Below are 25991 nucleotides of genomic sequence, written 5' to 3'. Positions count from 1 at the left end.
GCGATGTCGGTGAACTGCAGTGTTCCCTTCAGGTTCTCGCTATCGGAGACGATGTCGTTGCCGCCGGCCGACGAATACACATAGGTGTCGTTGCCGCCCTGGCCGGCCATGTACTTGTCACCGAGCCCGGCGACCAGCACGTCATCCCGCCCGCCATAGCCCCAGATTGAACCACCAACCGCGGCGCTCTGGCTATCCAGCAGCATCTGCTGCAGCTGAGCGTAGGACCATGTCACACCATCGGCGAACGTGATCTGCTTCAGTTGCCCGCCATTGCCATATTCGCGCTGCACCGTCACCGTCTTGCCGGTCGACAGCACCTTGATCACGACATCCGTGCCGCCATTGGGCCGCGACACGGTCACGTCCGTCGAAGCGATGTCGGTGAACCGGAGTGTTCCCCTCAGGTTCTCGCTATCGGCGACGATGTCGTTGCCGCCCGCTGCCGAATATACATAAGTGTCGTTGCCGCCCTGGCCGGCCATGTACTTGTCACCGAGCCCGGCGACCAGCACGTCATCTCGCCCCCCATAGCCCCAGATCGAGCCGCCGACCGCGGCACTCTCCGTATCCAGCAGGATCTGCTGCAGCTGAGCGTAGCTCCACGTCACTCCGTCGGCAAACACGATCGACTGCATCGAGCCGTCACGCGCGTACTCTCCCTGCACGGTCACGGCTTTGCCGGTCAACTTGTTGGTGAGCACGACATTCGTGCCGCCGTTGGGGCGCGACGCTGAGACGTCGCTGGAGCGGATCCCGTTCAAGACGAGAATGGAGACGCCGCCTCCACTGTTGGGATCGGCGATGGTCACATTCCCGCCCGCCGCCGAGTAGACGTAGAAGTCCGCTCCGCCGCTTCCGGAGATCGTCTTGTCACCGGTTCCGACCAATATCACGTCGGCGGCAGCTGTCGCCCCAACAGTTCCGGTTGCCGTCCCCTCGTCGACGATCGAACCAATTCCGTACGAGGCCAGCCGGATCCGGCGTTGCTCGAGACTGTCCGTGAAAGCCGTCGTTGACGCCAAATAGGCAGCCACCTCATTGCGAATGACCTGCGCAATGCCGGCTGCGGGGATCGACGTTCCGTCGGCGAATAGAAGGAATTCAACACCGGTGTTGGCCCCTAGGAAATGATCCTTCACCTTGAGCGTTTCCCCGCTCGAAAGAACACGAATCAGAAGATCATTTCCACTGCGCGTGATATCCACGTCGCGCAGATTCAATCCTACAAGCTTTACGACATCGTTGCCGCTGTTCGTGCCGGTTTCCTGAATCAGGTCGTTTCCAGATCCGGCTCGATAGACGTAGATATCTCCCCCATTCCCGCCGTTCAGAACATCATCGCCACCGAGGCCGTCGATGGTCTCGGCGCTGGACGTGCCGGTGATCGTATCCGCTCCATCCGTTCCAACAATGATGAACTGGCTCGCAATGATGTTGAGGACGTCTTGCTGACTCCAGCTAACACCGTCGGAGAAGGTCACGGTCGACAGCGAGCCGGTCGTAAACTGCCCCTTCACGATGATGGTTTTACCGGTCAACGTGTTCTCAATCACCAGATCTGCGCCATTGCCCGGACGGCTCAAGGCCACTGCGGTGGAGGCGATGTCCTGCATGACCAGGGTGTTGCCGCTGGTGCTGTCGTCGATCACATCGTTGCCGCCAGCCGAGGTATAGACGTAGGTGTCGGCGCCGCCCTGGCCATTGAGATAGCGGTTTCCCGCGCCTGCCAGGATCGTATCGGCTGAATTGAAGCCGTAGATCGACGTCGCGCTGGAATTCGTGGCCTGCTGCAGCACGAAGGCCCGCAGATCAGCCTGCTTCCAGACCGTGCCGTCGTCGAACACGACCTGCTCGACCCCCTGACTGAACCAATCGTCGAGCGTCTGCTTGATCAGAATCGAGCCGCCATCACCCGCGCCCGCCGCGCTCTCGGCGATCACCAGGGTCAGGTCGTTGCCGTTGCGGACGAAGCCGATATCGGACGGCCTGATGCCCTGGAGCCTGAGAGTGTCGTAGGTCGAGAAGTTACCCGAGGTGCCCTCGACGATGGTGTCGTTGCCGTCACCGCGGTTGTAGACATAGGTGTCGTCGCCGGCACCTCCCGACATCACATCATCGCCACGGCCGCCGGTGATCACGTCGTTGGTATTGTAGCCGTCGATGACGTCGTTGCCCGCGGTCGAATATTGCGCCAACACCTTCAGCCGAAGGTCATTCTGCGTCCAGAGCGCGCCGTTGTCGAAGACGACCTTTTCGATGCCTTGGCTGAAAAAGTCGTCCAGCGTCTGCTTGATCAGGATCGAACCGCCGTCGCCTGCGCCTGGCGCGCTCTCGGCGATGACCAGCGTCAGATCGGTGCCATTGCGAATGAAGCTGATCGCCGAGGGATCGATCCCCTGCAGCCGCAGGGTGTCGATAGTCGAGTTGTTGCCGGCCGGCCCATCGATGATGGTATCGTTGCCGTCACCGCGGGCATAGACGTAGGTGTCGTCGCCGGCGCCGCCGCTGAGTATATCATTGCCGCGCATGCCGGCGATGACGTCATTTCCGGACGTGCCGTTGATGGTATCATCACCGCTTGTACCGTGGGTCCAGGTGGACTCAAGGATGTCTTCAACGCCCCAGATGGTGCCGTCGGCGAACTGGATCTGTTCGAGGCCCCAGAAGTCGGTTGATGCGCCGAACTGCTGCTTGACGACGATGACCTCGCCGGAATGAGCGACATTGATCGTCAGATCATTGCCAGTCCGGGCGAAGGTGAAATCGGCAACATTGAGATCGACGAATTTGAGCGTGTCGGTCTGTCCCGCCGCGTTCACACCGTCATTGATCGTATCGCTGCCGTCCCATAGTGCATAGATGATCGTGTCGCTGCCGGTGCCGCCCTGAATCAACTGGTTGCCTGCGCCGGGCTGGATGATATCGTCGCCTGGCGTGCCTGATACCGTTCCGCCGGTCGCCATGGTTCGCACCGGCGCGTTGTCGATAATCTGGTTGCGGTTCCAGACCTCGCCACTTGCAAATGCGATCTCTTCGATACCGGCCGGTATGACGCCGAACTGCCCCGTCACCGTGATGGTATGACCGGTTGAACGGTTACGGATGACGAGATCATTTCCCTCGCGCGAAAACAGCAGGTCGCTTTTGCTCAGCCCAACCAGTTCGATCCGGTCGGTACCGCCCTCACTGCCTTCCACGACGACATCATTGCCGGCACTGCCGCCGAACCGGTACGTATCACTGCCGCCATAACCGGATAGCGTCTTGTCGCCTGCGCCCGCAACCAGCACGTCGTCCGAGCCGCTCCCCGCGATGGTCGCACTGCCAAAGGCGCCGACGATCAAGCCGGGAACAAGCCGTCCAAGTAAATCCGCTCGGCTCCATGTCGTCCCATCGGCGAATGTAACCTGTTCGATGCCAGCGGCCGCGGCCAGTTGATCCTGGAGCACGATCGTGCTCCCATCCGTCAGCAGCAAGACGATGTCGCCGGACGCCGCCGACGATCGGCCGACGCGAATATCGTCTGGACTGAGACCCTGGCCGAGCACCAGCGTGTCGGTGTCGCCGGCACCGCCGGTATCGGCGATGCGATCGCTCCCGTCCCCCAACTCGTAGCGATAGGCGTCTGACCCGCCACCTCCGACGAGCCGGTCGTCGCCGCGCCCTCCGATCAGGATATCGGCTCCGACGCCGCCGTTGACGACGTCATTTCCAGACGTTCCCGTTGCGGTCTCGGTCTGATCCGCTACCGTGATGACGACGGTTGACGCCACCGATAACCCATCATCATCGGTCGTCGAGACCGAGACCTGATACTGCGACAACTGTTCAAAGTCGATCACGGCGCCGCTCTTGACCCGGATCTCACTGCCGACGAGCTCGAACAGACCGGAGGGATCCGAAAGGACGAACATATGCGCGCCGCCATCGTTCGGGTCGATGGCGCTGAGCGTCGCAACGACGGTGCCGGCCACGGCACTCTCGTTGACCACGCCCCCGGCCACCGCGATGCCTGTGGGTGGCTGATTGTCCAATCGCCGGAATTCGAAATTGTCGGCGGTCAAATCGACCAGGTTGATGTTCTGCAACGTGACGCTGTTGCTGCCACCGAACGCGATGACGACGTCCGAACCGACCTGCTGAGCCGCTGCGACGACGGCCGCGTAGTCGGCGAACACGGAACGGTCAAATCGGATGACATCATGTGCGTTCCCGCTCCCAGGAGCGAAGTCTGTGATGGTGTCTGAGCCGGTCTCTGCTCTAAACACGAAGATGTCACCCTCGGTGCCACCTGTCAGCACATCGTCGCCCGCCCCGCCGATCAGGACGTCAGCGCCGAGACCGCCATTGAGGACGTCCGCTCCCGCGCCGCCGTCGAGTTGATCGGTGCCCATCCCGCCGGTGAGCACGTCGTTGCCGTCGCCGCCGGACAGCCTGTCGTCGCCGGACCGGCCATCGATCACGTCGTCGCCGGCTCCGCCCAGGATCACATTGTTGCCGGCATCACCGGCGAGCTGATCGGCGTAGACCGTGCCCGTGATGTTCTCGACATTGGCCACATCAGCCATGTCGCGCCACACGCCGGTCGAGAGGCTCGCCTGATCCGTGGTCCTGACTTCGGCCCCATTCGTGACCAAGTCGACCCAGACCGCCGAGCCGAAGCCGGACAAGTCAAGCGTATCCGTGCCGACGCCACCGTCGGCCGTCACATGATCCCCGGCATTGCTGACGCTTAGCATGAGCGTGTCGTTCCCGACACCGCCGTAGAGCAGATCGCTGCCGCCTTGACCGTCGATCGTGTCGTCGCCGCCTTCGCCATAAAGATTCTGATCGGAGCCGGCACCGACGAGATGATCATTGCCGTTGCCGCCAGCGATGAACGGCGAGGAGCTTTCGGCAATGCTGCGGATGGTCTCCCGCCCCCACTGATCGCCATTAGCGAACTGGATGTATTCCAGACCGTTGCCGGGAGCGGCGGCCGAATCGGAGAACTGCGCCAGAACGGTGATGGTCTCGTTGGTCGACAGGATCTTGATCAGCAGGTCCAGCCCGGATCGCCGCAACGAGATATCGGAGCTGTCGATATCGCGGAACTTCAGGGTGTCGATCTCAGTCGGGCCAAAGCCCGGCCAGGTCTCTTCGCGGATGATGTCGTTACCGTCACCTCGTGAGTATACGAACGTGTCGCTTCCGCTACCGCTCTGAAATCCGGAATAGATGATATCGTCGCCCTTGCCGCCCTCGACGGTGTCGTTCAATCTGCTCAGTTCGATGGCATCATTACCGTCCGTCCCGCGGTACCAGGCCTGCTGCTGCATCTGCAGCCGGTCCAACTGCGTTCCGTCGACGAAAACGATTCGCTCGAGCGCATGATCGGAGCTCGTCAAACTGCCGTTGAACTGCGAGGTCACGGTAATGACCTCGCCGGTCGCGAGCACCTTGATGAGCAGATCATCTCCCGATCGGCTCAGTTCGACATCGCCAGCAGACAGATCCGTGAATTGAAGTGTATCGACGGCCGTAGGGGACGTGCCATTGGTGGCGCCATCCGTGATGATGTCGTTGCCGTCGCCGCGAGCGTAAACGAAAGTGTCGCTGCCGCGCCCGCCATAGATGATGTCGTTGCCCTTGCCACCGGCGAAAGTGGAATCGAGCTGAGCGAGTGTGTTCGTGCCGTCGATGATGTCGCGGCCATCCGTGCCGCGATACCAGGCGGCCCGTTGGATTTGCACGCGATTCCATTCGCCATCGACAAACCGGATCGCCTCGACACCCGAACCATTGTCCGAGAAGATCGAGCCTTCTCGGTGCCCAAACTGGCCAAGGACGGTGATGATCTCGCCGGTGCTCCTGATCCGCACGAGCAGATCGTCACCCAGACGAGACATCTCTACGTCGCTCGATGCCAAATCGCTCAGCACGAGAATATCGGTTTCCTGCAACGCTTCGCTTGAGCCGGACTCGTAGATCGTATCGTTACCGTCGCCACGCGCGTAGATGAACGTGTCGCTTCCCGAGCTGAACGAGTCATTGCTGACAAGAATGTCGTCGCCCCCGCCGCCGACGAACGTGTCGTTGCCGGTCGAGCCATACATGAAGTCCTTGCCGTCTCCCCCGGACAGATAGTCGTTGCCCGCCTGTCCGTAGAGAAAATCCATGCCGGCACCGCCATAGATGGCGTCGTTGCCGTCACCGCCGTCGATGATGTCGTTGCCGCCGGGTGCACTCGGGTCGGGGTAATCTCCATAGAGAATGTCGTCCCCTCCGAAGCCATAAAAGATGTCCGCGCCATCTCCGCCAGCTAGAATGTCAATGCCGCTGCCGCCGTTCAGGATGTTGTTGCCGCCGCCATGGAACGGATTGGGCTGCAACGCATCGGGAATCCCCAGGATGCCGCCATAGCCGCCGTAGCTCGACGCGTTCCAGATATCGTTGATGCCATCAATGCCGTGACCGACGATGTTGCCGGAATGCCCGAACTCGTCGACGAACACCTGCCACGTGATCACGCCCGCAACGACATTGGTCCAGACGACCGGGTTTCGGCCCATATAGTCGACGCCGGCTTGGTAGGTGATCTGCTGCCGGCTTGCGATCGAGCCGTTCTGGAACCTGATCTGATCGATACCGACGTTGTTGGCGCCCTCGCCAGTCAGAAGGCTCGTCACGCCTGAGAAGAAGTCGATGACCCTGATGATCTCGCCGGTCGGCTTGATCGTGATGAGAAGCGTGTTGCCCTGATAGGAGTAGGTCACGTCACCGGGCGAGACGTCGGTCAGCCACAGCGTGTCGACATCGGTACGCAGTGAGGCATCCGAAATCTGGTCGTTGCCGTCGCCCATCGTCCAGATGAATGTGTCGTTGCCGGCGCCGCCCTCCAGGATGTCGTCGCCCTTGCCGCCGACGATCGTGTCGTCGAGCTCCGATCCGCCGATGATGTCGGCCCGATCCGTGCCGCGATACCAGGCATTCTGCTGGATCTGCGTCCGGTTCCAGCTCGTGCCGTCCGCGAACTGGATCGTATCGATGTTGCGGCCCGTCGTCGCCCAGTCGGCGGTATTGCCCGGAAAGAAATTGTCGAAGTCGATGTACTCGCCTGTTGCCTTGACGGTGAGGACCAGATGGCCACCGACCCGCGACAGCTCGATATCGGCCGCGTTGAGGTCGGTCAGGACCAGCCTGTCGTTCTCGGACTTCACTCCGGAGGAGTCGTCGACGACGTCATAGCCGTCGCCCTTGGCATAGAAGATCGTATCGTTGCCGCCGCTGATGCGGATGAAGTCGTCGCCCTTGCCGCCGTGGATCACGTCATCAGACGAGGAGTCGTATATGGCATTGCTGTGCCCATCGCCGCGATAGACGCTCGCATGCGCGATCTGCGTGCGGCCCCACTCGGTACCATCCGCGAAGCGGATGACGTCGATGCCATTGCCGCCAAAGAAACTTTCGACCGAGACCGTTTTGCCGGTACTCGTGACTCGCATTAATAGATCGTCCCCGATCCGGTCGAATGTGACATCAGCCGCATTGGTGTCGGTCAGCACCAGCCGATCCGTGTCCACCGCGGCGCCGTAGTCCCTGATCCAGAGATCACCGTCTTGCTTGTTGTAGACAAAAATGTCACTGCCACCGCCGCCGCTTAGGAAGTCGCCTCCACCCCCACCGATGAGGAGGTCTTGGCTGGAACTGCCACCGATACCTTCAGGCTTGGTCGTGCCGAAATATGCGCTACCGTCAACAATGTGCAAAGCAATATCGCGCGCAGTCTGATCGCCCAAGCCGGCGACGTATGGAGCTAATGCTGCAGCAAAAGCCCCTCGATTTCCTTCAAACGCAAGCTGGACCATGCCCTCAAGGCCGGACAACGCTTTGATCAAGTACGCGGCTTGGCTTCCTGCATCATTAGGGAGGCTGTTAAAGATTAGCCCGGCAACCTCGGCGAGATTTCCCGGCGAATTTGTATCCTGCCCCGCCACATGAGAGACAGGCGAACTAAGATCCAGCAGCGCATAGAATGCAAACGGACTTCCCACCAAATCAGAGACGTCGCCTCCACGCGCAAGAATGCTCGGCCACACCTGAGCCAAAAACCCTGTTTCGAAAACGTTCAGTATGCCTTGAAACGTCGCCTCAAGCTCCCTGCCAAACTGGATATCGCTCGGATAGTCACGAAGCTCTTGTCCACGCTGGGCTTCGCGGTACTTCTCTCCAAAAAATGCTTCGAGGAATGCGAGGTGACGTGCATCGACGTACGGCCCTCGGCTGTCGGCAGCCACCTCGGCTGCATCTGCCCACCGAAGCATCATCTCCTCTAGACGGCTCCTGAGCATCCCAGGAGATAGCGCAAGACTCTCATCCGTCAGGGCAGTCCAGTCAGACAGGAAAGCCGCGTCACTACTTGCCTTGAAAGCAATACTATGTATCAGTCCAGACCCAGCGAACTGTGGCAACAATTCAACGCCAGACGCCGGAGCAAAACTGTCTTCATCCGGTGCAGGATGACGCTGATCGATTTGCAAGTAGACGGATTGAACCGATCGACTATTCCCATCACTTCCTGTAAATGTCGCCTCGTAGCCAATTACGTTTCCAGCGTTGGAGCCTCCGACATATTGCCGATTCAATGAGACCGATGCCACTCCAGCATCCGGCAACGTCATCAATTCACCTGGATCCGAGATCCCGTTCTGATTTAGATCCCTCCATACGCGCAGTTTTTCGAAGCTATCGTCGCGCGCGTCAATAACACCGTCTTGATTGCTATCGAGGGTCTCAAGCACCGCAAAGCCATCTTGAGTTGCTGACCCGAACAACTCAAGACCGTTATCGATTGCGCCATTTTCATTATCGTCGATCGCAAGGATACCGTCCTCGGCCGAAATCCAAGCAGTACGCTCCGCAAGCCCGTCACCAGAGAAATCAAAATGTACACTCGAAGTTGCGACGGAGGACAGAACCACTCCGTCACCACCAATATCTAAGACGAGAGGATCGTGGTTCTCATGATCAAGCCTTGAGACAAATGCTTCCCAAGCTCTCTCGCCGAGCCCACGATTGTCTGGCACTTCTGGAATTCGCTCGTCGTAGTACCCGTCCTCAAATCGAGATGCAAAGTCTCTGAGCATCGCACTAATGTCATCGAGAACTACTCCAATTGCGTCCTCGCTGGCATTCGCCAACGCTTTAGCCTCAAAATTTATCACGAACGCAAGTTTGGCTACGTCCTCACGGAAATAATCATTGTATAGCTTGGCGGTGACACCAGCCGCACCAGCTACCGCTACCCATCCCACGGCCAAAGCAAGTCCTTCAAGGCCAAGCGTGGCTATCCCCAATCCTCCCAATGCCGTTACGAGGCCCGCAGCGCTACTGGCCCCAATCGCCAGGCCCGTATCGACCGCCATGGCTCCATAGTCCCCTCGTTCATAGTCGGTCTTGATTATATTTCCGAGGCCTACGATCATTCCCACGGCAACGGCAATTCTGGGAGCACCATCAAAGCCATTCTCGCGCATTTGCTGAAGCAGAGATCCTGCTGCACCAGAGATAAAATCTGACATAAGAACCTCCTATCGAGAACCAATGAATGCAGTTGTGTAGGCCCAGACAGCCCAGCAATAATGCATTCCTGCTAAGGCCAGCCATCCGACAGGATACGTACGGCAAATCGCATCCTGTTGGCAGGTATGCTGAACGATCGACGAAGGATCGTGAGCTAGCAGTGCAACGATGATCGTATCGACAATTGCAAAAGCTAGATTAAACCGTCCAACGTTTGTCAGAACGCGCTTGTCGAACGATTGGATCGGTTGAGCGATTCCGCAAACGAGGCACACGACCAAAGCGAGGGCGAGTATGCCCAGAACACGAATCAACGCTTCTTCATTGCCATTCTTTAGTCCGTACGCTGACACATAAGCGATCGGGGCCATTGGCGATAGAAAGAACGCGAGGAACCAGATCAAACGAACTGCCTGGCCTGGATTATATCCGTCCCCCTTTGTTCGCATCATAAGAAACCCGCACTTCGGGTTGATCGGAATCCCGCGCGTATCTCTCGTGAAATTTGGTCGCGACTTCTGATCTGACGCAAACGCATCACCGTTCCCTCATGCTCTCTTGCCTATACCGCAACAACGGCGACATCACGTATTCAATGATCCGTCGCGTCCCCGTCTTGATCTCCACCGTCACCGCCATCCCCGGCGCCAGCGCGACCATCTTGTCCTCGACCTGCATCTGCTTCTCGTCGAGCGACACCCGCGCCGAGTAGATGAACTCCTGCCCGGCCGGCTCACTGGTCTCCGACAGCGCCCCGGCGGTCTTGCCGCCGTTCTGCTTGTCCGCCGGCTTCTCGCGGACGATGGAGTCCTGCGAGACGCTGATCACCTTGCCGTGGACGAGGCCGTAGCGGGTGAAGTTGAAGGTGTCGATCTTGATCTCGGCGGGTTGCCCGACATTGACGAAGCCGATATCGCGGTTGGAGATCATGGCCTCGGCTTCGAGCTGGCTGTCGGCGGGCACGATCAGCATCAGCTGTTGCGCCGGCGTGACGACGCCGCCGATGGTGTGCAGCGCGAGCTGCTGCACGGCGCCGTCGATCGGGGCGCGCAGCACCTGCTCGGCGATCTTGCGCTCGGCCTTGACGAGATCCTGCGTCAGCTCCTCGGCCTTCTTCTCGGCGTCGGTGAGATCCGACAGCACCTGGCGCTCGAAGCCGGAGCGGGTCTGCGCCAGCTGCTGCTCCATCGCCAGCCGCGCGGCCTCGATCTCGACCAGACGGCGAGTCTGCACGATGCGCTCGCTCTGCTGGTCGATCAGCCGCGACTGCGCGTCGATGAAGGCGATCTGGTTGCCGTACTGGATCTCCTTGGCGTTGCGGCGGATGTCGGCGGTCTCCTGCAGGAACGGCAAGGTGGCGTCGATCTTGGCGATCGCGGCCTCGATCGACTGCGCCTCGGCGCGCTTCTGCGCGATCTGCTGCAGATTGGAGGCGAGCTTCGACAGCTGCTCGGCGGCCTGGGCCTGCAGGGTGGCGCGGGTGCGCGCGATATCGGTCGGGGCTGCGCCGTCGGGCACGATGAGCGGCCGCAGCTCGGCGAGATCGCCGAAGCTGCCACGGAGCACGCCGAGCCTGGCCACATCGAGCTTTGCCTGCATCAGGCCCTGGGCGACGCGGCGGCGTTCGGCTGATGTCACGGTGTGGTCGAGTTCGACCAGCAGGTCGCCGCTGCGTACCTTGTGACCATCCTGGACGTGGATCGCGGCGACGACGCCGGCCTCCAGTGGCTGGATCGTCTTGGTGCGCCCGGTCGGCACGATCTTGCCTTGCGCCGAGGCGATGATGTCGACATGACCGACGATCGACCAGCCGACCGCGATGGCGAAGAACAGCATGATGGTGCCGGCGACGGCGCGGCCCACGGGCGAGGCCGGCGTTTCCACAATCTCCAGCGCCGCGGGCAGAAACTCGCGCGCGTCTTTACGGCGGCCGCGTCGCGCGTCGAGCGAGATCGGCGCGTTGTCCTGCTTCTGCGCCTCAGCCGACGACATGGAGCCCCGCCTGGATCTGGTGCAAGGTCGCGTAGCGTCCGGCCCGCTTGATCAGCTCGTCATGGGTGCCGTCCTCGACCAGGCGGCCATTCTCGATGGTGAGGATGCGGTCGGCATTGCGCACGGCCGACAGCCGGTGCGCGATGATGAACACGGTGCGCCCGGCGCAGATCTTGCGCATGTTGCGCTGGATGATGTTCTCGCTCTCATAGTCGAGCGCCGAGGTCGCCTCGTCGAAGATCAGAATGCGCGGATTGGTGACCAGCGCGCGCGCGATCGCGATGCGCTGGCGTTGGCCGCCGGAGAGGCTGGCGCCGCGCTCGCCGACCATGGTGTCGTAGCCGTCGGGCAGGCCGAGGATGAACTCATGGGCGCCGGCGAGCTCGGCCGCCTGGATCACCCGCTCCATTGCCATGCCGGGATCGGCAAGCGCGATATTGTCGCGAATCGAGCGGTTGAACAGCACGTTCTCCTGCAGCACCGCGCCGATCTGCCGCCGCAGCCAGGTGACGTCGGCCACCGTGAGATCGACGCCGTCGATCAGGATGCGGCCACCCTCCGGCACATAGAGCCGCTGGATCAGCTTGGTCAGCGTCGACTTGCCGGAGCCGGAAGGACCGACGATGCCGACCACCTGCCCGACCGGCACCTTCAGGCTGACATCGTGCAGCGCCAGCGGGCCATCGACGCGGTAGCGGAAAGAGACGTGATCGAACACCACCTCGCCGCGCACCGGCGGCAGCGCCGCACGGCCGGGATTGAAGGCCGGCTCCGGCGCGGTGTTGAGGATGTCGCCGAGGCGGGCCACCGACAGCCGCGCCTGGTGGAAATCCTGCCACAGCTGCGCCAGCCGCAGCACCGGCTGCGCGACCCGTCCGGCCAGCATGTTGAAGGCGATGAGCTCTCCGACACTGAGACCGCCTTCGATCACCAGATGCGCGCCGAAATACAGTGTCAGCGCGGTGACGATCTTGCTGATGAACTGTACCGACTGGCTGGCCCAATTGCCGAGCGACAGCACGTCGAAGCTGGCGCCGACATAGCCGGCGAGCTGCTCCTCCCAGCGCCGCTGCATCTGCGGCTCGATCGCCATCGCCTTCAGGGTCTGGATCGCGGTGACGGTCTCGACCAGGAAAGCCTGGTTCTCGGCGCCACGGTCGAACTTGACGTCGAGCCGCTTCTTGAAGATCGGCGTCACGCCGGCCGACAGCGCGATGTAGAACGGGAACGAGCCGATCACGATCCAGGAGAGGAACGGCGAGTAGTAGAACATCACGCCCAGGAACACGAAGGTGAAGGCGAGGTCGATCACCAGGGTCAGCGCCGAGCTGGTGATGAAGTTACGGATGTTCTCGAGCTCGCGCACCCGCGCCACCGAATCGCCGGCGCGCCGCGCCTCGAAATAGGCGATCGGCAGCGCGACCAGATGGCGGAACAGCCGCGCGCCGAGCTCGACGTCGATGCGGTTGGTGGTGTGCGAGAAGACGTAGGTGCGTAAGCCGCCCAGCACGGTCTCGAAGATGGTGACGGTGACGAGGCCGAACACCAGCACGTCGAGGGTGGTGTAGCCACGATGGGTCAGCACCTTGTCGGTGACGACCTGGAAGAACAAAGGCGTCACCAGACCGAACAGCTGCAGGAAGAATGACGCCAGCAGCACCTCGCCGAGCAGCCGGCGATATTTGTGCATCGCCTGCAGGAACCAGGTGATGTCGAAGCGCCGCGCCAGATCGGTGAGCGAAGCGCGGCGCGCCATCAGCACGACCGTGCCGGTCCAGTTGGATTCGAACTCCGCGCGCTTGAGGCTCTGCGGCCGGTTAATCAGGGGATCCTGGATCAGCGCCGCATCCGCAGTAACCTGACCGAGGATGACGAACGAGCCGTCAGCCCGCGCAGCGATAGCCGGCAGCGGCAGCTTGGCGAGGCCGTCCCAATTCTGCCTGACCGCACGCGCTTTGAGCTTCAGCTGCCTGGCACAGCGAAGCATCTCGGTCACGCCGACCTGCTCTCCCGCGAGTTGATGCGCAATCTGCGTCGGATCGATAGCGACCTGATGGAATCGCAGCAGCAATGTCAGGCAGTCGAGCCCCGTATCCCTTTGCCCCGCGTCCATTGCCTCAGCACTACTCTAAGTCGCGCCGGAATAATGTACCACAAGAAACGATTGGACAAGATCTGTCACGTCTCATACGGGAAATTTTTGGCCTCGCGCGGAGATCGAGAAGAAACTCGCGCGACCAGCGCATTCAATATGCGAAACACCACCGAAAGTTGGATCACCATGCAACGGCCCATGGCCGCCGGCCAGCCCACAAGAAAAATCGACATTGGCCGCGGCTCAGCCAGTTCGTCATCGACCAAGAGCCTTCAAGTTCCCGGCGCATCACCTTGCGAATGAAGGACGTCGACATGATCTCGGCCTATTTCGAAACGCGTCGAGCAATGATCGTCAGTCGTGCCAATTGCGAATCGTTATGCCATGCACTCACCCCTTCGGCCGGAATGGCTGGCATATTCGACAGTAGCCGGCCACGTGCTCCGATACTGCGTGAGCTGAGCCCGACACGCACCCCACCCGGGCGAGATGGTCAGGCGGCATTTTTTTCCGAGCAGGCCGCTTCAGACATGTCCAAGGCGCAGCTTGCCAAGAGCGCCAGAAGCCATACCGCACCTCAGGACTGCATTATACAGTAGTACACGCCAAGATGGCTCTCCCCTGCCGTCTCGCATAGGTGTATTTCGATAGACACAATATGAAATCAATCGACACAGGAGCGGGCGTCATGCCGGAGCCCGCGATTAGCACATTCTTGCCCGCGTTCTTTCACCGCCAGTGCTTCTTATCCGCTATGGCGCCATGGCGCCGCTCGACGAGAAGCACGGACCGAACGACGCGGGAGCGCGGACAGAGAGCTGCTATCTCATCGATCCCACGATGAGTTCATCATTGGACGCATATTGAATATCTGATGCGAATGCTTCCTGCTCGCCATAGCATGGCACGATGACCAATCCCGATTCTGGATACGGACGGCCAGTTGCCCAAGGCCAGATGCCGCCTGAGAGCCCTGACGCGTCGTCGAGCACGTTGGTTCGTCTCGCGATTGGCCGAGAGCGGCGCTCCATGAGGCTGTCCCGGTCCAGGGACGAGATCGTTCCAGCGATTGGTCGTTGCGCACGTTTTCTCCAGTTCTGGCCCTGCACCGCTGCCAGGTCGTGAGGACTGCATGAACGACGCGCCGCAAACCTCCCCCTGCTCGCACTCGAGATAGCAGAACGCCTCATTCCTTCTGAGCCGTGCCGGGCCAACGGCGGACAGTCGCGACTGATCAGAGCGCGGCCAAGTGAAGCCCATGCAGATCCGAGCGGACCAAATGCGGGGTCAGGAACACTGGACGGAAAGCCTGGCCTTGTCGGTAACGCGTACCTTCACAAAGCAGAGGACTTTACCAATGCTGGTCTGAATGCGCCTCGTCGATCATGAAGAGCGCTTCGGATGACTCCACCCTCGCCCCCGATAGCGGATCTCCCCCCTCGTGGCGAACCTGTCCGCCGGAGGCTTTCGAGACTGGATTCGGGAACGAGTACCATAGCAGAGCTCCCATTTGCAGAACGACATTGACGCCGAAGGCAACCTGATAGGCAACGACCGGATAGCGGCCGTCATGTTGACCCCACAGCGCGACCAGCAGACCGGTCCCATATTGCGCCAGAAACCCCCACCCGAAATGCACGACGTTCAAGACGCCGTTGGCCCGCCCGGCCATCTCCGTCGGAAAATAATCCGAGATGATTGCGAAGCTCAACACAGTCGCCGAGCCGACGATCGCGATCATCAGCCACGGACCGATCGACGGCATGGGCAGTCGGAACACCAGCGTCAGTTGAGCCAGGATGAAGAGGATCGCCACGAGCGCCAGCAATGTTTCCGGCCTGATGCCCTTCCGGCGCGCCCAATTCGCGATCATGCCAAGCAGCCAGGCGCCGAGACTGAGCACGATCGCCGTCACACAGAGCGCCGTCACCACCTCCGCCCGTGTCATGCCCTCCACGTCCGTCAACCAGGAAGGCGCCCAGAGGCCTTGCATCGACCACGCCGATCCGATGCAGGCGCCCGAGAGCGGCGCGGTCTTCCAGAAGCGCCTGTCGCTCAGGATTTCTCGCAGGCCGCCGCGGGCTGCCACCGACGACGCATCGACGCCGCACTCCGGGACCAGGAAGAAAATCAGGATTGCCGTGCCCGCAGTCGACACGGCCAGGATATCGAACAGATCACGCCATCCGGTCTTGGCCAGCACCGCTTCCGCCGGCAGCGTGGCGGCCACCGCGCCGAGCGCGCCGAGCATGACCATGTATCCGTTCACCGGCGCCAGACGCTCGCGCGGAAACCAGAGAACGATCGCCTTCAGACCGGCCGTGAGAGCCGCAGCGACACCTAGTCCGATCAAGGCGCGCGACATCAGCAGCGAGAGCGGTCCGGTCGACCGCGCGAACGCGGCTGCGCCCACCGCAGCCACCAGAAGCAACGTACTCTGAACCCGCCGCGGACCGTAGCGATCGAGCATCACCCCAACCGGAATCTGGGCAATCGCAAGCACCAGGAAGTAGATCGCCGTGACCAGACCGAGGTCGGCCGCATTCAGCCCAAGCTCAGCAGCGAGACGCTCGGAGACAACACCGTTGATCGTCCGGAACAGGTACGACAGGAAGTAGCCGGCTGCGAATGGCATGAACACCAGAGCCACGACAGCCCAGCCGGAGATTCCCGCATCGTCGTCCTTGCCGACGTTGGCCCTGACGCCCTTCCTGCCGAACATGTAGTCCGGCTCAACCTGACTTTGATGGTTTCCGCAAGGCTGCTCAGCGCATTCATCCCTGCGCAGGGCGAAAGGGATCCTCTCCGCCCTCCCCGGCGGCAGGCATGCCCCAGGACACTTCCGCGATGGGAGCAACGGTCCGAACGTGCCTGGCACGACGGGTCGGAGCTCCGATCGGCAGGTCCTCGTCGTGCTGCTCCGAAGCGCGGCCAACCGTTACGTGCTCACGAACCTGCCTTTCACCGCGCCGGATCGGAGGTGGCTCGCCAGCACCATCCGCCGGAGCCGAAATAGCCCCGTCGCGCGCGAGTGACGTCAATGCCAAGTGATAGCGGGCGTGAAGGGCGACCGTGTCATTGAGGGCCCTCAGATCGCGCTGAATGCCCTCGAGCTGCGGCTCGAGACCGGCAAGTCGGTCCGGCGGCGGCGCTCCGCCATCTATCGGCTCGGCGAGGAAGCGATCCAGCGCCTTCTCGACGAGGATCGCGCGGTTCACGCACCGCTCCCCGGCAGCAGCCTTGAGGCGTTCGAGAACGTCGTTGGAGAGCTGCAGAGTGATCTTTTTCTTCATCGTTCGGACCCCATGTGGTCCGTCGATAGGTCGACACTTCTTGGATCGCACGCATGATCAACTCCCGATCGCACAACGGCGCTGAAAAAGAAGCTCTGGCGCAGATGCGCAGTCGCGCCATGCTGCCAACCGCCACGCGAGCAATCTTCGAGATCAAGCCCGCAGTTACCCGGGCGCCTTCCACAAAATCCTCCGGGGTCTCCCGAAAGAAGCTCTGTCGTTTTTGCAGACGCCGGCCACGCGCCTCGACGAAGCCTTCGAAGCGTTCGCGGCCCTTGATCTGCGCCACGGACTGCGCCTCGTTCGGAAGCGGCGGCATCACGGCGAGTCAGAGGCGGACGAACAGCGCGAGCGTCTCGGCGAGGACGTCGCGCTCGAGCCGCTGCATCTGCCGCGACAGTCGGTTGAGCATGCGGGCAAACGCTGCCTCGCGCCGGTCAGCCCGTAGGGTCTTCCCGCAGCGCGGCACGCGCACGTGCTGCAGTACCTTGTCCTGCGGCCAGGTCGATGCCACCGCTGGATGATGGTGGCCGCAGGGGGCCGCGCGACTACTCGCCTCTCCCGGCGAGAGCGAGCCCCCCAGAACGTCATCTCTTCAGAATGTTTTGGCATTCTGCCGGACTGCCGGCAGCGGATGCACGAGAACCGTCCGCGATCGCAAGGCTCCCCCGGAAAAATACCTACGACTTCAATACCGACGACCACCAAAGAGAACTGATTGACGACAATACACATATCGACGACGATCATGTCCCCAACGACGCCGCCTATTTCCCAACACGTCGCAAAGATTAGGACCAATGATCTGCGATGATAGATTTCAGCCAACTAAGAAGCCCGAAGGATTTTGAACGCCTTTGCGCAGATCTGCTAGAAGCGGAGGCATTTCACGTAGACCGCGAACCCAGTGTCGACGTTTCAGGCATCGATATTGTCGCTACTTGCGAATATCGCGCCCACAGCCCGACCATACGCCCAGTAACACTTCGCTGGCTGGTACAATGTAAACACTATGCAACGTCGGGCAAGAACCTTGGCCGCCAAGAGATGGCAGAAATCATAGTCAACTTCAAGGCATTCCGAACTAGACGAGATGCGCTGTTGATCATTGTCAGCACCGAATGCTCAGAGACTGCAATAATAAGTGCTCAGGCGGCCGTCGCTGAGATGGGAGACGCGGAGATTGAAATATGGAACTTCCGCAAACTCGTAAGCCTTCTCGAAAAGCACGCACATCTTCTCGCGCGATACAAAATAGAACAAAAAAGCAGCGCATCGAGATTTGTTGTACCTCCAATACTACCCACAGATATCGATGACCCGATCCTCATCATCTCCGATCAATCGGCGCTAGCGCACGACATTTGCAGCGCGCTGCGCGACGCCGGCTTACAGGTAGCCTTCCTTCCGGTATGGAACTATAGCAACAAGATCCGCCTGGCGAAATTTATGTCAAGCATCCATCTTACACGATTTTCGCTCGCGATGTGCTTCCTAGGCGATTCGTTTCACATACCACTTCCTGAAGAGCTGCAGCAGCTGTTAGTCGACCACAGCTTACGTGGACGCCCCCTTCTCCTGTTTCCTTTTGTGGCCTGGGCTGCAGCCCAAGGGGAGCTACGTATACTGTCGAAAATCGTTCCGGTGGCGATTGATCGCCATCCGCCCTCGGTAGAAACGTCGTTGAGAAATCGGACCCTAAAAGAACGCTTCGACGAACTTTTTGACTGCTCGTTTGAAGAAGACGAATATCGCGAGTTTTCCGCTGTCCGTGCAGCCGAACAGCCTGCATCAAAACCATCGAGGCGATTTGGAATATCACATTCGTTTGAGCATATCCGCCCACTTACCAACTCTGCGGTAGCTTTGAGCGACATCTTGGGCGTTCCGCTTGTCGTTACGGCAACAACACGTAGGGGAAAGATTGCCTATTTTAATTCCTGCTGTCATAGCTGCTTGGCTCCTGATGCGACCGCCTCAATCGCGTCCCCCTTCGCGACGAGCCGTGAATTTCGAACGATTTTTTTAATGTTGGTACGATGGTTACTGGTAGACGACAAAGAATTAGATTTCGACATCGACCCGACCTTATGACGCCAACAACGAAGCCAATTCGAGTTCCAGCCGCTCCTTCGTCAGTCTGCTTGATTCCATTTTAGAGGCAGTTCGCTCGGCGTCTGGCATCGCGCCTCACGAACGCGCGACAGGCTGAAGCGGGTGCCTGCCGGCCCCGTTCGGACCCCATGTGGTCCGTCGATAGGTCGACGCTTGCTGGATCGCACGCATGATCAACTCCCGATCGCACAACGGCGCTGAAAAAGAAGCTCTGGCGCAGATGCGCAGTCGCGCCATGCTCGCAGCCGCCACGCGAGCGATCCTTGAGATCACTCCCCCGGCTCCTCGGATGCCTTCCTGACAAAATCCTCCGGGATCTCCCGCAAGAAGCTCTGTCCCTTTTGCAGACGCCTGCCAAGCGCCTCGACGAAGCCTTCGAAGCGTTCGCGTCCCTTGATCTGCGCCACGGACTGCGCCTCGTTCGGAAGCGGTGGCGTCACGGTGAGCCAGAAGCGGACGAACAGGGCGAGCGTCTCAGCGAGGATGCCGACGTCGCGCTCGAGCCGCTGCATCTGCCGCGACAGCCGGTCGAGCCTGCGGGTGAACGCGGCCTCGCGCCGGTCAGCCCCATCGGGTGACAGGAACGACAGCACCGCTGCCTCCACGATTGCCGACCGCGATAATTTCTTGCGATCGGCGAGCTCCGTGATCTGCTTCAGGAGCTCGGGCGGGAAGTAGACATTCATGCGATCGCGCATCGATCGTCCTCACAGACCCATGTCGTCGCCGGGATCGAGCGCGGCCTGGCGCGCGATATCCGTCATGTGCGGACCGCGCTCGCCGATCGGACGCACCGCCTGGTCATCGTCATCCAACATGAGCGAAAACTCGTCGGCCGGCTCCGCACTTGTCGCCTCACTCGCGATGGCGAGGTGTTCCGGCAGTTCCGGCTCCCGGCGCAAGCCATCATTGGCCTGATCTTCGCCGAGCGCAGATCTCTCCCCAGACATGGATAGCGTCGGCGCAATCGGCGCCAGGACCGACCAGTCGTCTCCCCGCCGCAACCTCTCGGGTCGAGCGAGGTCTGGCGGCGGCAGGATGCGTGCGACGAATCTCAGATCCTCGAAATAACGCACCTTCTTGGCCCGAATCGGCGGGGCGCCGGCGACCATCACGATCTCATCAGCCGGTGGCAGCTGCATCACTTCGCCGGGCGTCAGAAGCGGACGGGGCGTTTCCTGTCGGGACACCATGAGGTGACCGAGCCACGGCGCCAGCCGATGGCCGGCATAGTTCTTCACCGCCTTCATTTCGGTTGCCGTACCGAGCGCATCCGAGACGCGCTTGGCAGTCCGCTCATCGTTGGTCGCGAAGCTGACGCGGACATGGCAGTTGTCCAGGATGGCGTTGTTCTGCCCGTATGCCTTTTCGATCTGATTGAGGGATTGCGCGATCAGGAAGCTCTTGATGCCGTATCCGGCCATGAAGGCGAGCGCAGATTCGAAGAAATCGAGCCGCCCGAGCGCCGGAAACTCGTCCAGCATCATCAGGACACGATGCCGGCGCTGCGTCGCCTGGAGATCCTCGGTCAAACGGCGGCCGATCTGATTGAGGACGAGACGGATGAGCGGCTTGGTACGTGAGATGTCGGACGGCGGTACGACCAGATAGAGCGTGGCAGGCTCTTCTTCTGCAACCAGATCAGCGATGCGCCAATCGCAGCGCCCAGTGACCTCGGCCACCACCGGATCGCGGTAAAGACCGAGGAAAGACATGGCGGTGGAAAGCACGCCCGAGCGCTCGTTGTCGGATTTGTTCAGTAGCTCCCGCGCTGTCGACGCCACGACGGGGTGTGGCCCGGCCGTCCCCAGATGATGCGTCGCCATCATCGCCATCAGCGTGGCCTCGATCGAACGTCGCGGATCGGAGAGGAACGCAGCAACGCCAGCCAACGTCTTGTCGGCCTCGGCATACAGGACGTGCAGGATGGCACCCACCAGAAGAGAATGGCTGGTCTTCTCCCAATGATTGCGCTTGTCGAGCGAGCCCTCTGGGTCCACCAGCACATCTGCGACATTCTGAACGTCCCGCACCTCGAAGGGCCCGCGCCTGACCTCGAGCAGCGGATTGTAGGCCGAAGCGTTCGGATTGGTCGGGTCGAACAGCAGCACCCGCCCGTGTCGCACGCGGAATCCTGCCGTAAGCTGCCAATTCTCACCCTTGATGTCGTGAACGATTGCCGATCCCGGCCAAGTGAGAAGCGAGGGTACGACGAGGCCGACCCCCTTGCCCGAGCGCGTCGGCGCAAAGCAGAGGACATGCTCGGGTCCCTCATGACGGAGATAGCGCGTTCCCAACCGTCCCAGGACGACACCGTCCTCGCCGAGCAGCCTCGCCTTCCGCACCTCGGCCGTCTCGGCCCAGCGCGCGGAGCCGTAGGTTGCGACGGCTTTCGCCTCGCGCGCCCGCCAAAGCGACATGCCGATTGCGACGGCGACGGCCACGAGACTCCCGGAGACCACGATCGCCGCGCCTTCGACAAAGATGGCTGGTGCATAGGCATCATAAATGAACCACCACCAGAAGAACGTCGGCGGCCAGTAGACTGGCCACCCCGCCAGCCTGAACCAGGGAGCTCCCAAGCGCGGCTGGAAGGCAAGCCGCCACGCCGTCCATTCGGTGGCGGTCCAGATCGCCAGGAGAATGATCAGCGAAACGGTGAGCACTCGTCCCCATTGGATTCTGGTCGCAGGCATCTGAAATCTCCCAACTGCTAAAGACCGAGATCGCGCTTGCGGCCGAGCTGCCATTCGATGCCACCGGCCTTGGCGATGCCCGTGACAGACTTGCCGAGCCGATGCTCGATCTCCCGTGACCACGGCACGAGGTAGAAGCCGAGACCATTGCCGATCATGGCGAAGCGACCGGAGGCGAGCACGAGCCGCTGGCGGAGTGTGCCCGCGATCGGCGCGCCAGCGGCGGCTGACAGATGGGGCATGTTGAGCTGCGCCGTTAGCCTTGCGCCGACGGCCTCGAGCTCCCGCTGCCGAAGCGTCTTGAGAAGATCTCGCTGAACGACGATGCGCTGCCCCTGCCGCCGGGCCAGGCCTTGGTCCGCGAGATGCTCGGCCCTGGCCTTGAGCGCGTCCCTGGTCTCTGCGCCGAAGCCACCATGGGCCAGCGGCATGGGCTCCCGCTCGACCAGCCGATGATCGAGCCAGGTCGCGCCCTCGGCCGTGACCTGGTCAGCCAGGCTGAGATCGGACCGCGTCGCCAGCGCCAAAATCGGCCGTGCCTCGTCCGGCCCACCGAAGCGTCTGATCTCGACAACGCCGCCAACCGGCGGCGCCTGCGCGAAGGCTTCAACCCCACGGAAGCGGACATGATGCGCTCGCCCGTCGACTCCGTCGACCACGGCATAGGCTTCCCCCGTCAGCTCGTCATGCAGCCCCCTGTCGACCAGCCGGCCGACGATCGGCGATCGATCATCAAAGCCATCGATGGCGTAATCCGCGACAGCACGCTCTTCGCCGCGGAGAGCGAACGCCCGATGCATGGTCTTGATGACGTCACCGCGCGCGCCGATCTCCCGGAGCGTGCGCTCGGCCCCGAGCTCGACCATCCACTCGTTCGGGCCGGCTGCGGTCGCAAGCCCCAGGCGCTCGAGATATTGCAGGCGCCCACGCATGAAGCCGACGACCTCGGGATCCGGACGACCCGGCGCCTCCTGACGCAGATCGATCGCGCCGACCTCGTCGGCCACCATCCGAATCTCGCGATCGAGCCGCGTCCAACGGTCGGCCGTGATCTCCTTCTCGAGCGCGTTGCGGATCTCGTGCTCCGGCTTCGGACCGAGCTCGAGGGCAACCAGCTCCTCGGCGCGAGAGCGCAGGCCGCGACTGATATAGTCCCGGGAGATGACGAGATCCGCGCCGGTCTCGTCAACGCCGCGGACCAGCACATGAACATGCGGGTTGTCCGTGTTCCAATGATCGACCGCGATCCACTCCAACCGCGTCGAAAGATCGGCCTCCATCTGGCGCATCAGATCGCGGGTGAATGCTTTGAGATCGACCATGTCGGCGGCGTCCTCGGGCGAGACGATGAACCGGAAATGATGCCGGTCACCCCTCGCCCGCTCCTCGAACGCAGCCTCATCCACCCGATCGCCCGCGGCGCCGAACATCCGTGCCGGCTCACCATTGCGCGTCACCCCCTCGCGCTTGAGATAGGTGAGGTGCGACGCCAGAGGCGCTGACCGAAACGCACGGCCCTTGTGTCTTGCGATGCGCGCCTTCACCGTGACGCGGCGCGACGGGGCAAACAACCGCTCACGACTGAAGCTGAGCCGGCCCCGGCCGAAGGTCGAATGAGCTCGCACCGCATGGCGCCCGTTGATTACCGACAGCGGCTTGACATGACCTGCTGCATTCGCGGCACGCAGCACGCGGTTGATGAAGCTCTTGGCCTTCGTGCGGCGCTCCTGACGAATGCGCCCCGGGCGGATGTGGAACTGTCGCTCGTGCGTGCTCATGCGCAGCGCCTCACGCTGGCGATTGCAGCACGCGTGCCGAAAACAACATTGATCCTGTTACTTAAAACACAGAGCGCGGCACGCGTTCCGACCGACCGGCACGGTTGAACGCAAGCCACGTCAATGGCTTGGCGTTCGACCGGCGAGCCGTTTTTATCTTGCCCTGAAACGTCGCCCGGTAAGCGTCCGGACCTTGCACATCTTTCCGATCGTACATTGTCGCTCCATTTCGGTCTCTCTGCTGATGTGGAGAATCTCCGGTGGGACCGAAACACTTCCAGAACAAAGCGCGACGCGAATGGTGGTCGCTGCACGTCGAAGCCTGGCGCCGAAGCGGACTCGGGATCAGCAAATATTGCCGTCAGCAGCGTCTCACCGAGACTGTGTTTCGGCGCTGGATGAAGCGGCTGGTCGGCGAAGACACTGCGCGCAAACTCGCAGAATATCAGACGGAATTGCGCCGCGAACGCGCCCGAGAAGAGCGAGCAAAGGCGCTTCGAAGACAGCAGCAGCGCAATCTCATGGTCACCGCGGACGTCCGCAATCGGGCCGCCCAAGCGTTCTGGGCGATGCATGTGGAGGCGATGAACTGGAGCGGAATGGGCGTCCGCGCCTACGCCGCTGCAATGCAGCTGTCGCCGCACTCGTTGCGCAGATGGAGGGACCTTTTGGCCGCCGGCAAGGTTGAGGTCGACTGGCGTTCCCATCTTCATCCCTCCGCCCGCCCGCCCGTTAGCACTAGTGCTGGGAACTCACAGCCCGAACGCAGCTTGACAGCCGCCGAAATCGGCGATCCAGCCGCGCTGTCAGCGCCCGTCCGTCGCTTCTTCAGCGACGACGAGAAGCTCGCGATCGTGCGAGCAACCGAGCAGCCGGGCGCCAAGGTCTCCGCCATTGCGCGCAAGCACGGCATCGTCACCGGCCTGCTGTTCCGATGGCGCGTCCAGTTCGGCGTGGCACAAAAACAGCGCTCCAAACTCGCTCGCGTCGTCATCGCAGATAACGCTCCCGCGACGCATGCTCTGCGCGATTTAGTGCGCCCGCCGGAGGGGATCATGGCTGTCGACCTCGCCGATGGGCGGCGCGTCTTTGCTCTAATCGGCAGCGATCCGGACGAACTACGAGCACAGATTGAAAGCGGAGATCTTGCCCCATGATGTTCGTCCCGGCGGGTGTGAAAGTGCATCTGGCGCTCGGCTACACCGACATGCGCAAAGGCATGGATGGGCTCGCCATGCTGGTCCAGGAGACGCTGAAAAAGGATCCGTTCTCCGGTCATCTCTTCGCGTTCCGCGGCAAGAAGGCTTCGATGCTGAAGGTGCTGTTCTGGGACGGCAACGGGCTGTGCCTGTTCACCAAACGCATCGACCAGGGCAGCTTCGTCTGGCCAGTTATGGCAGGCTACGATGGCTCGATCACGCTGACGCCGGCGCAGCTCGCTATGCTGATCGAAGGCATCGACTGGCGCGCGCCAGAACGCGTATGGAAGCCCGCGATTGCAGGATGATCTGCAAAATGTAGTGCTGAACTGAGTTGCGATTCTTCTACGAATCAGCGTATTCGAGTACCATTGGACATGCGGCTCGATCTCACCAAACTCCCATCCGATCCTGAGCTTCTGCAGCGCTTGGTGCGCGACATTGCCGCTGCGATCGACCATCGCGACACCGAGATCGAGCGGCTCAAATCGATCATCAAACGACTGCAGCGAATGCAGTTCGGCCGTAGCTCCGAGCGCATCGATCCCGACCAACTTGCACTCGGTTTGGAGGATCTCGATAGCGACGTAGGGCGCGTCGAGGAAGCGCAACCGAAGGTCACACCGGAAGCCAAATCTCCGCAGCGACGCCGTCCGCTGCCCGATCATCTGCCACGCGAAGACGTTCTGCTCGACGTACAAGACCGGGTATGCAGCTGCTGTGGCGGCGCTCTCCATCTGATCGGTGAAAGCGTCAGCGAGATGCTGGACTGGGTACCGGCGCAGCTTCGCGTCATGCGTACGACCCGACCGAAATACGCCTGCCGAGCCTGCAACACCGTGGTGCAAGCCGGCGCGCCGGAGCGGTTGATCGCTGGCGGCCTGGCGACACCGGCGCTGCTCGCGCACGTATTGATCAGCAAATACTGCGATCACCTTCCGCTCTATCGGCAGTCGCAGATCTTTGACCGTCATGGCGTCGATCTCTGCCGCTCGACGCTCGCGGGCTGGGTTGGCGGCGCATGCTGGTGGCTCGAGGCCTTGCACGAACGGCTGTGCAAGAACGTGTTCGCCTCCAACCATCTCTTTGCCGATGACACGCCGATCCCGGTGCTTGATCCTGGACGCGGACGAACCAAAACAGGACGGCTCTGGGTGTACGCGCGCGAGCAACGGCCCTGGAGCGGACCCGAACCTCCGGCGGCAATCTATCTGTTCGCGCCGGATCGCAAAGCCGAACGTCCAGTCGCACATCTGGCC

At 61.5% G+C, this 25991-nt stretch carries 13 protein-coding genes and 1 pseudogene; 4 read left to right on the top strand and 10 right to left on the bottom strand.

The genetic code is table 11. The features are described 5' to 3' along the window. The 7 genes and pseudogenes from ACQR1B_RS35255 to ACQR1B_RS35225 form a co-directional block, all read right to left on the bottom strand. The coding region (locus ACQR1B_RS35255) for a calcium-binding protein (protein ID WP_434837499.1) at positions 1-9563 on the bottom strand (9563 nt) is incomplete at its 3' end. Positions 9564-10101: 538 nt separating this feature from the next. Further along, entirely contained in the window at positions 10102-11556 is a 1455-nt protein-coding gene (locus ACQR1B_RS35250; RefSeq protein ID WP_434837498.1) for an HlyD family type I secretion periplasmic adaptor subunit, read from the bottom strand. Continuing rightward, positions 11543-13669 (bottom strand): type I secretion system permease/ATPase, encoded by a 2127-nt coding sequence (locus ACQR1B_RS35245; protein ID WP_434837497.1) that lies wholly within the window; start codon positions 13667-13669, stop codon positions 11543-11545. Before ACQR1B_RS35245 ends, ACQR1B_RS35250 begins: the two co-directional genes overlap by 14 nt. A 65-nt stretch (positions 13670-13734) precedes the next feature. Beyond that, positions 13735-13917, bottom strand: coding sequence for a hypothetical protein (locus tag ACQR1B_RS35240; protein ID WP_434837496.1), 183 nt, complete (start codon positions 13915-13917; stop codon positions 13735-13737). A gap of 1085 nt (positions 13918-15002) precedes the next feature. After that, the gene (locus tag ACQR1B_RS35235; protein WP_434837500.1) at positions 15003-16373 is read right to left on the bottom strand and encodes an MFS transporter; all 1371 of its coding nucleotides are present in this window, start codon (positions 16371-16373) and stop codon (positions 15003-15005) included. A gap of 52 nt (positions 16374-16425) precedes the next feature. Next, a complete protein-coding gene (locus ACQR1B_RS35230) occupies positions 16426-16944 on the bottom strand; it encodes a CopG family transcriptional regulator (RefSeq protein WP_434837495.1) in 519 nt (172 codons plus the stop codon). Positions 16945-17125: 181 nt separating this feature from the next. After that, positions 17126-17386 (bottom strand): annotated as a pseudogene (locus ACQR1B_RS35225) (CopG family transcriptional regulator); the annotation flags it as partial. Positions 17387-17754: 368 nt separating this feature from the next. On the opposite strand from ACQR1B_RS35225, the gene ACQR1B_RS35220 reads away from it, so the two are divergent. Next, a complete protein-coding gene (locus ACQR1B_RS35220) occupies positions 17755-19038 on the top strand; it encodes a restriction endonuclease (protein WP_434837494.1) in 1284 nt (427 codons plus the stop codon). A 290-nt stretch (positions 19039-19328) separates the two neighbouring features. On the opposite strand, the gene ACQR1B_RS35215 is transcribed toward ACQR1B_RS35220, so the two are convergent. From ACQR1B_RS35215 to ACQR1B_RS35205, 3 genes are read right to left on the bottom strand one after another with little or no spacing between them, the layout of a single operon-like run. After that, positions 19329-19757, bottom strand: a complete 429-nt coding sequence (locus ACQR1B_RS35215) for a CopG family transcriptional regulator (RefSeq protein ID WP_434837493.1) — start codon at positions 19755-19757, stop codon at positions 19329-19331. A 9-nt stretch (positions 19758-19766) separates the two neighbouring features. Then, positions 19767-21755, bottom strand: coding sequence for a conjugal transfer protein TraG (locus tag ACQR1B_RS35210; RefSeq protein ID WP_434837492.1), 1989 nt, complete (start codon positions 21753-21755; stop codon positions 19767-19769). Between the two features lie 17 nt (positions 21756-21772). Beyond that, entirely contained in the window at positions 21773-23533 is a 1761-nt protein-coding gene (locus ACQR1B_RS35205; RefSeq protein ID WP_434837491.1) for a relaxase/mobilization nuclease domain-containing protein, read from the bottom strand. Between the two features lie 260 nt (positions 23534-23793). Here ACQR1B_RS35205 and tnpA point away from each other — a divergent pair, with 260 nt between their 5' ends. The 3 genes from tnpA to tnpC all read left to right on the top strand — a co-directional run. Next, positions 23794-24690 (top strand): IS66 family insertion sequence element accessory protein TnpA, encoded by an 897-nt coding sequence (gene tnpA, locus ACQR1B_RS35200; RefSeq protein ID WP_434837490.1) that lies wholly within the window; start codon positions 23794-23796, stop codon positions 24688-24690. After that, on the top strand, positions 24687-25040 hold the full coding sequence (gene tnpB, locus ACQR1B_RS35195) for an IS66 family insertion sequence element accessory protein TnpB (RefSeq protein ID WP_434837489.1): 354 nt from the start codon (positions 24687-24689) through the stop codon (positions 25038-25040). Before tnpA ends, tnpB begins: the two co-directional genes overlap by 4 nt. A 69-nt stretch (positions 25041-25109) precedes the next feature. Continuing rightward, positions 25110-25991: IS66 family transposase (gene tnpC, locus ACQR1B_RS35190; RefSeq protein ID WP_434837488.1), on the top strand; the 882-nt coding region annotated here is incomplete at its 3' end.

Origin of the sequence: Bradyrhizobium oligotrophicum (assembly GCF_051168495.1) — a bacterium.
Classification (GTDB): Bacteria; Pseudomonadota; Alphaproteobacteria; order Rhizobiales; family Xanthobacteraceae; genus Bradyrhizobium; species Bradyrhizobium oligotrophicum_A.
The sequence above is the reverse complement of the archived record's forward strand: the minus strand, read 5'-3'. Positions and strand labels throughout refer to the sequence as shown.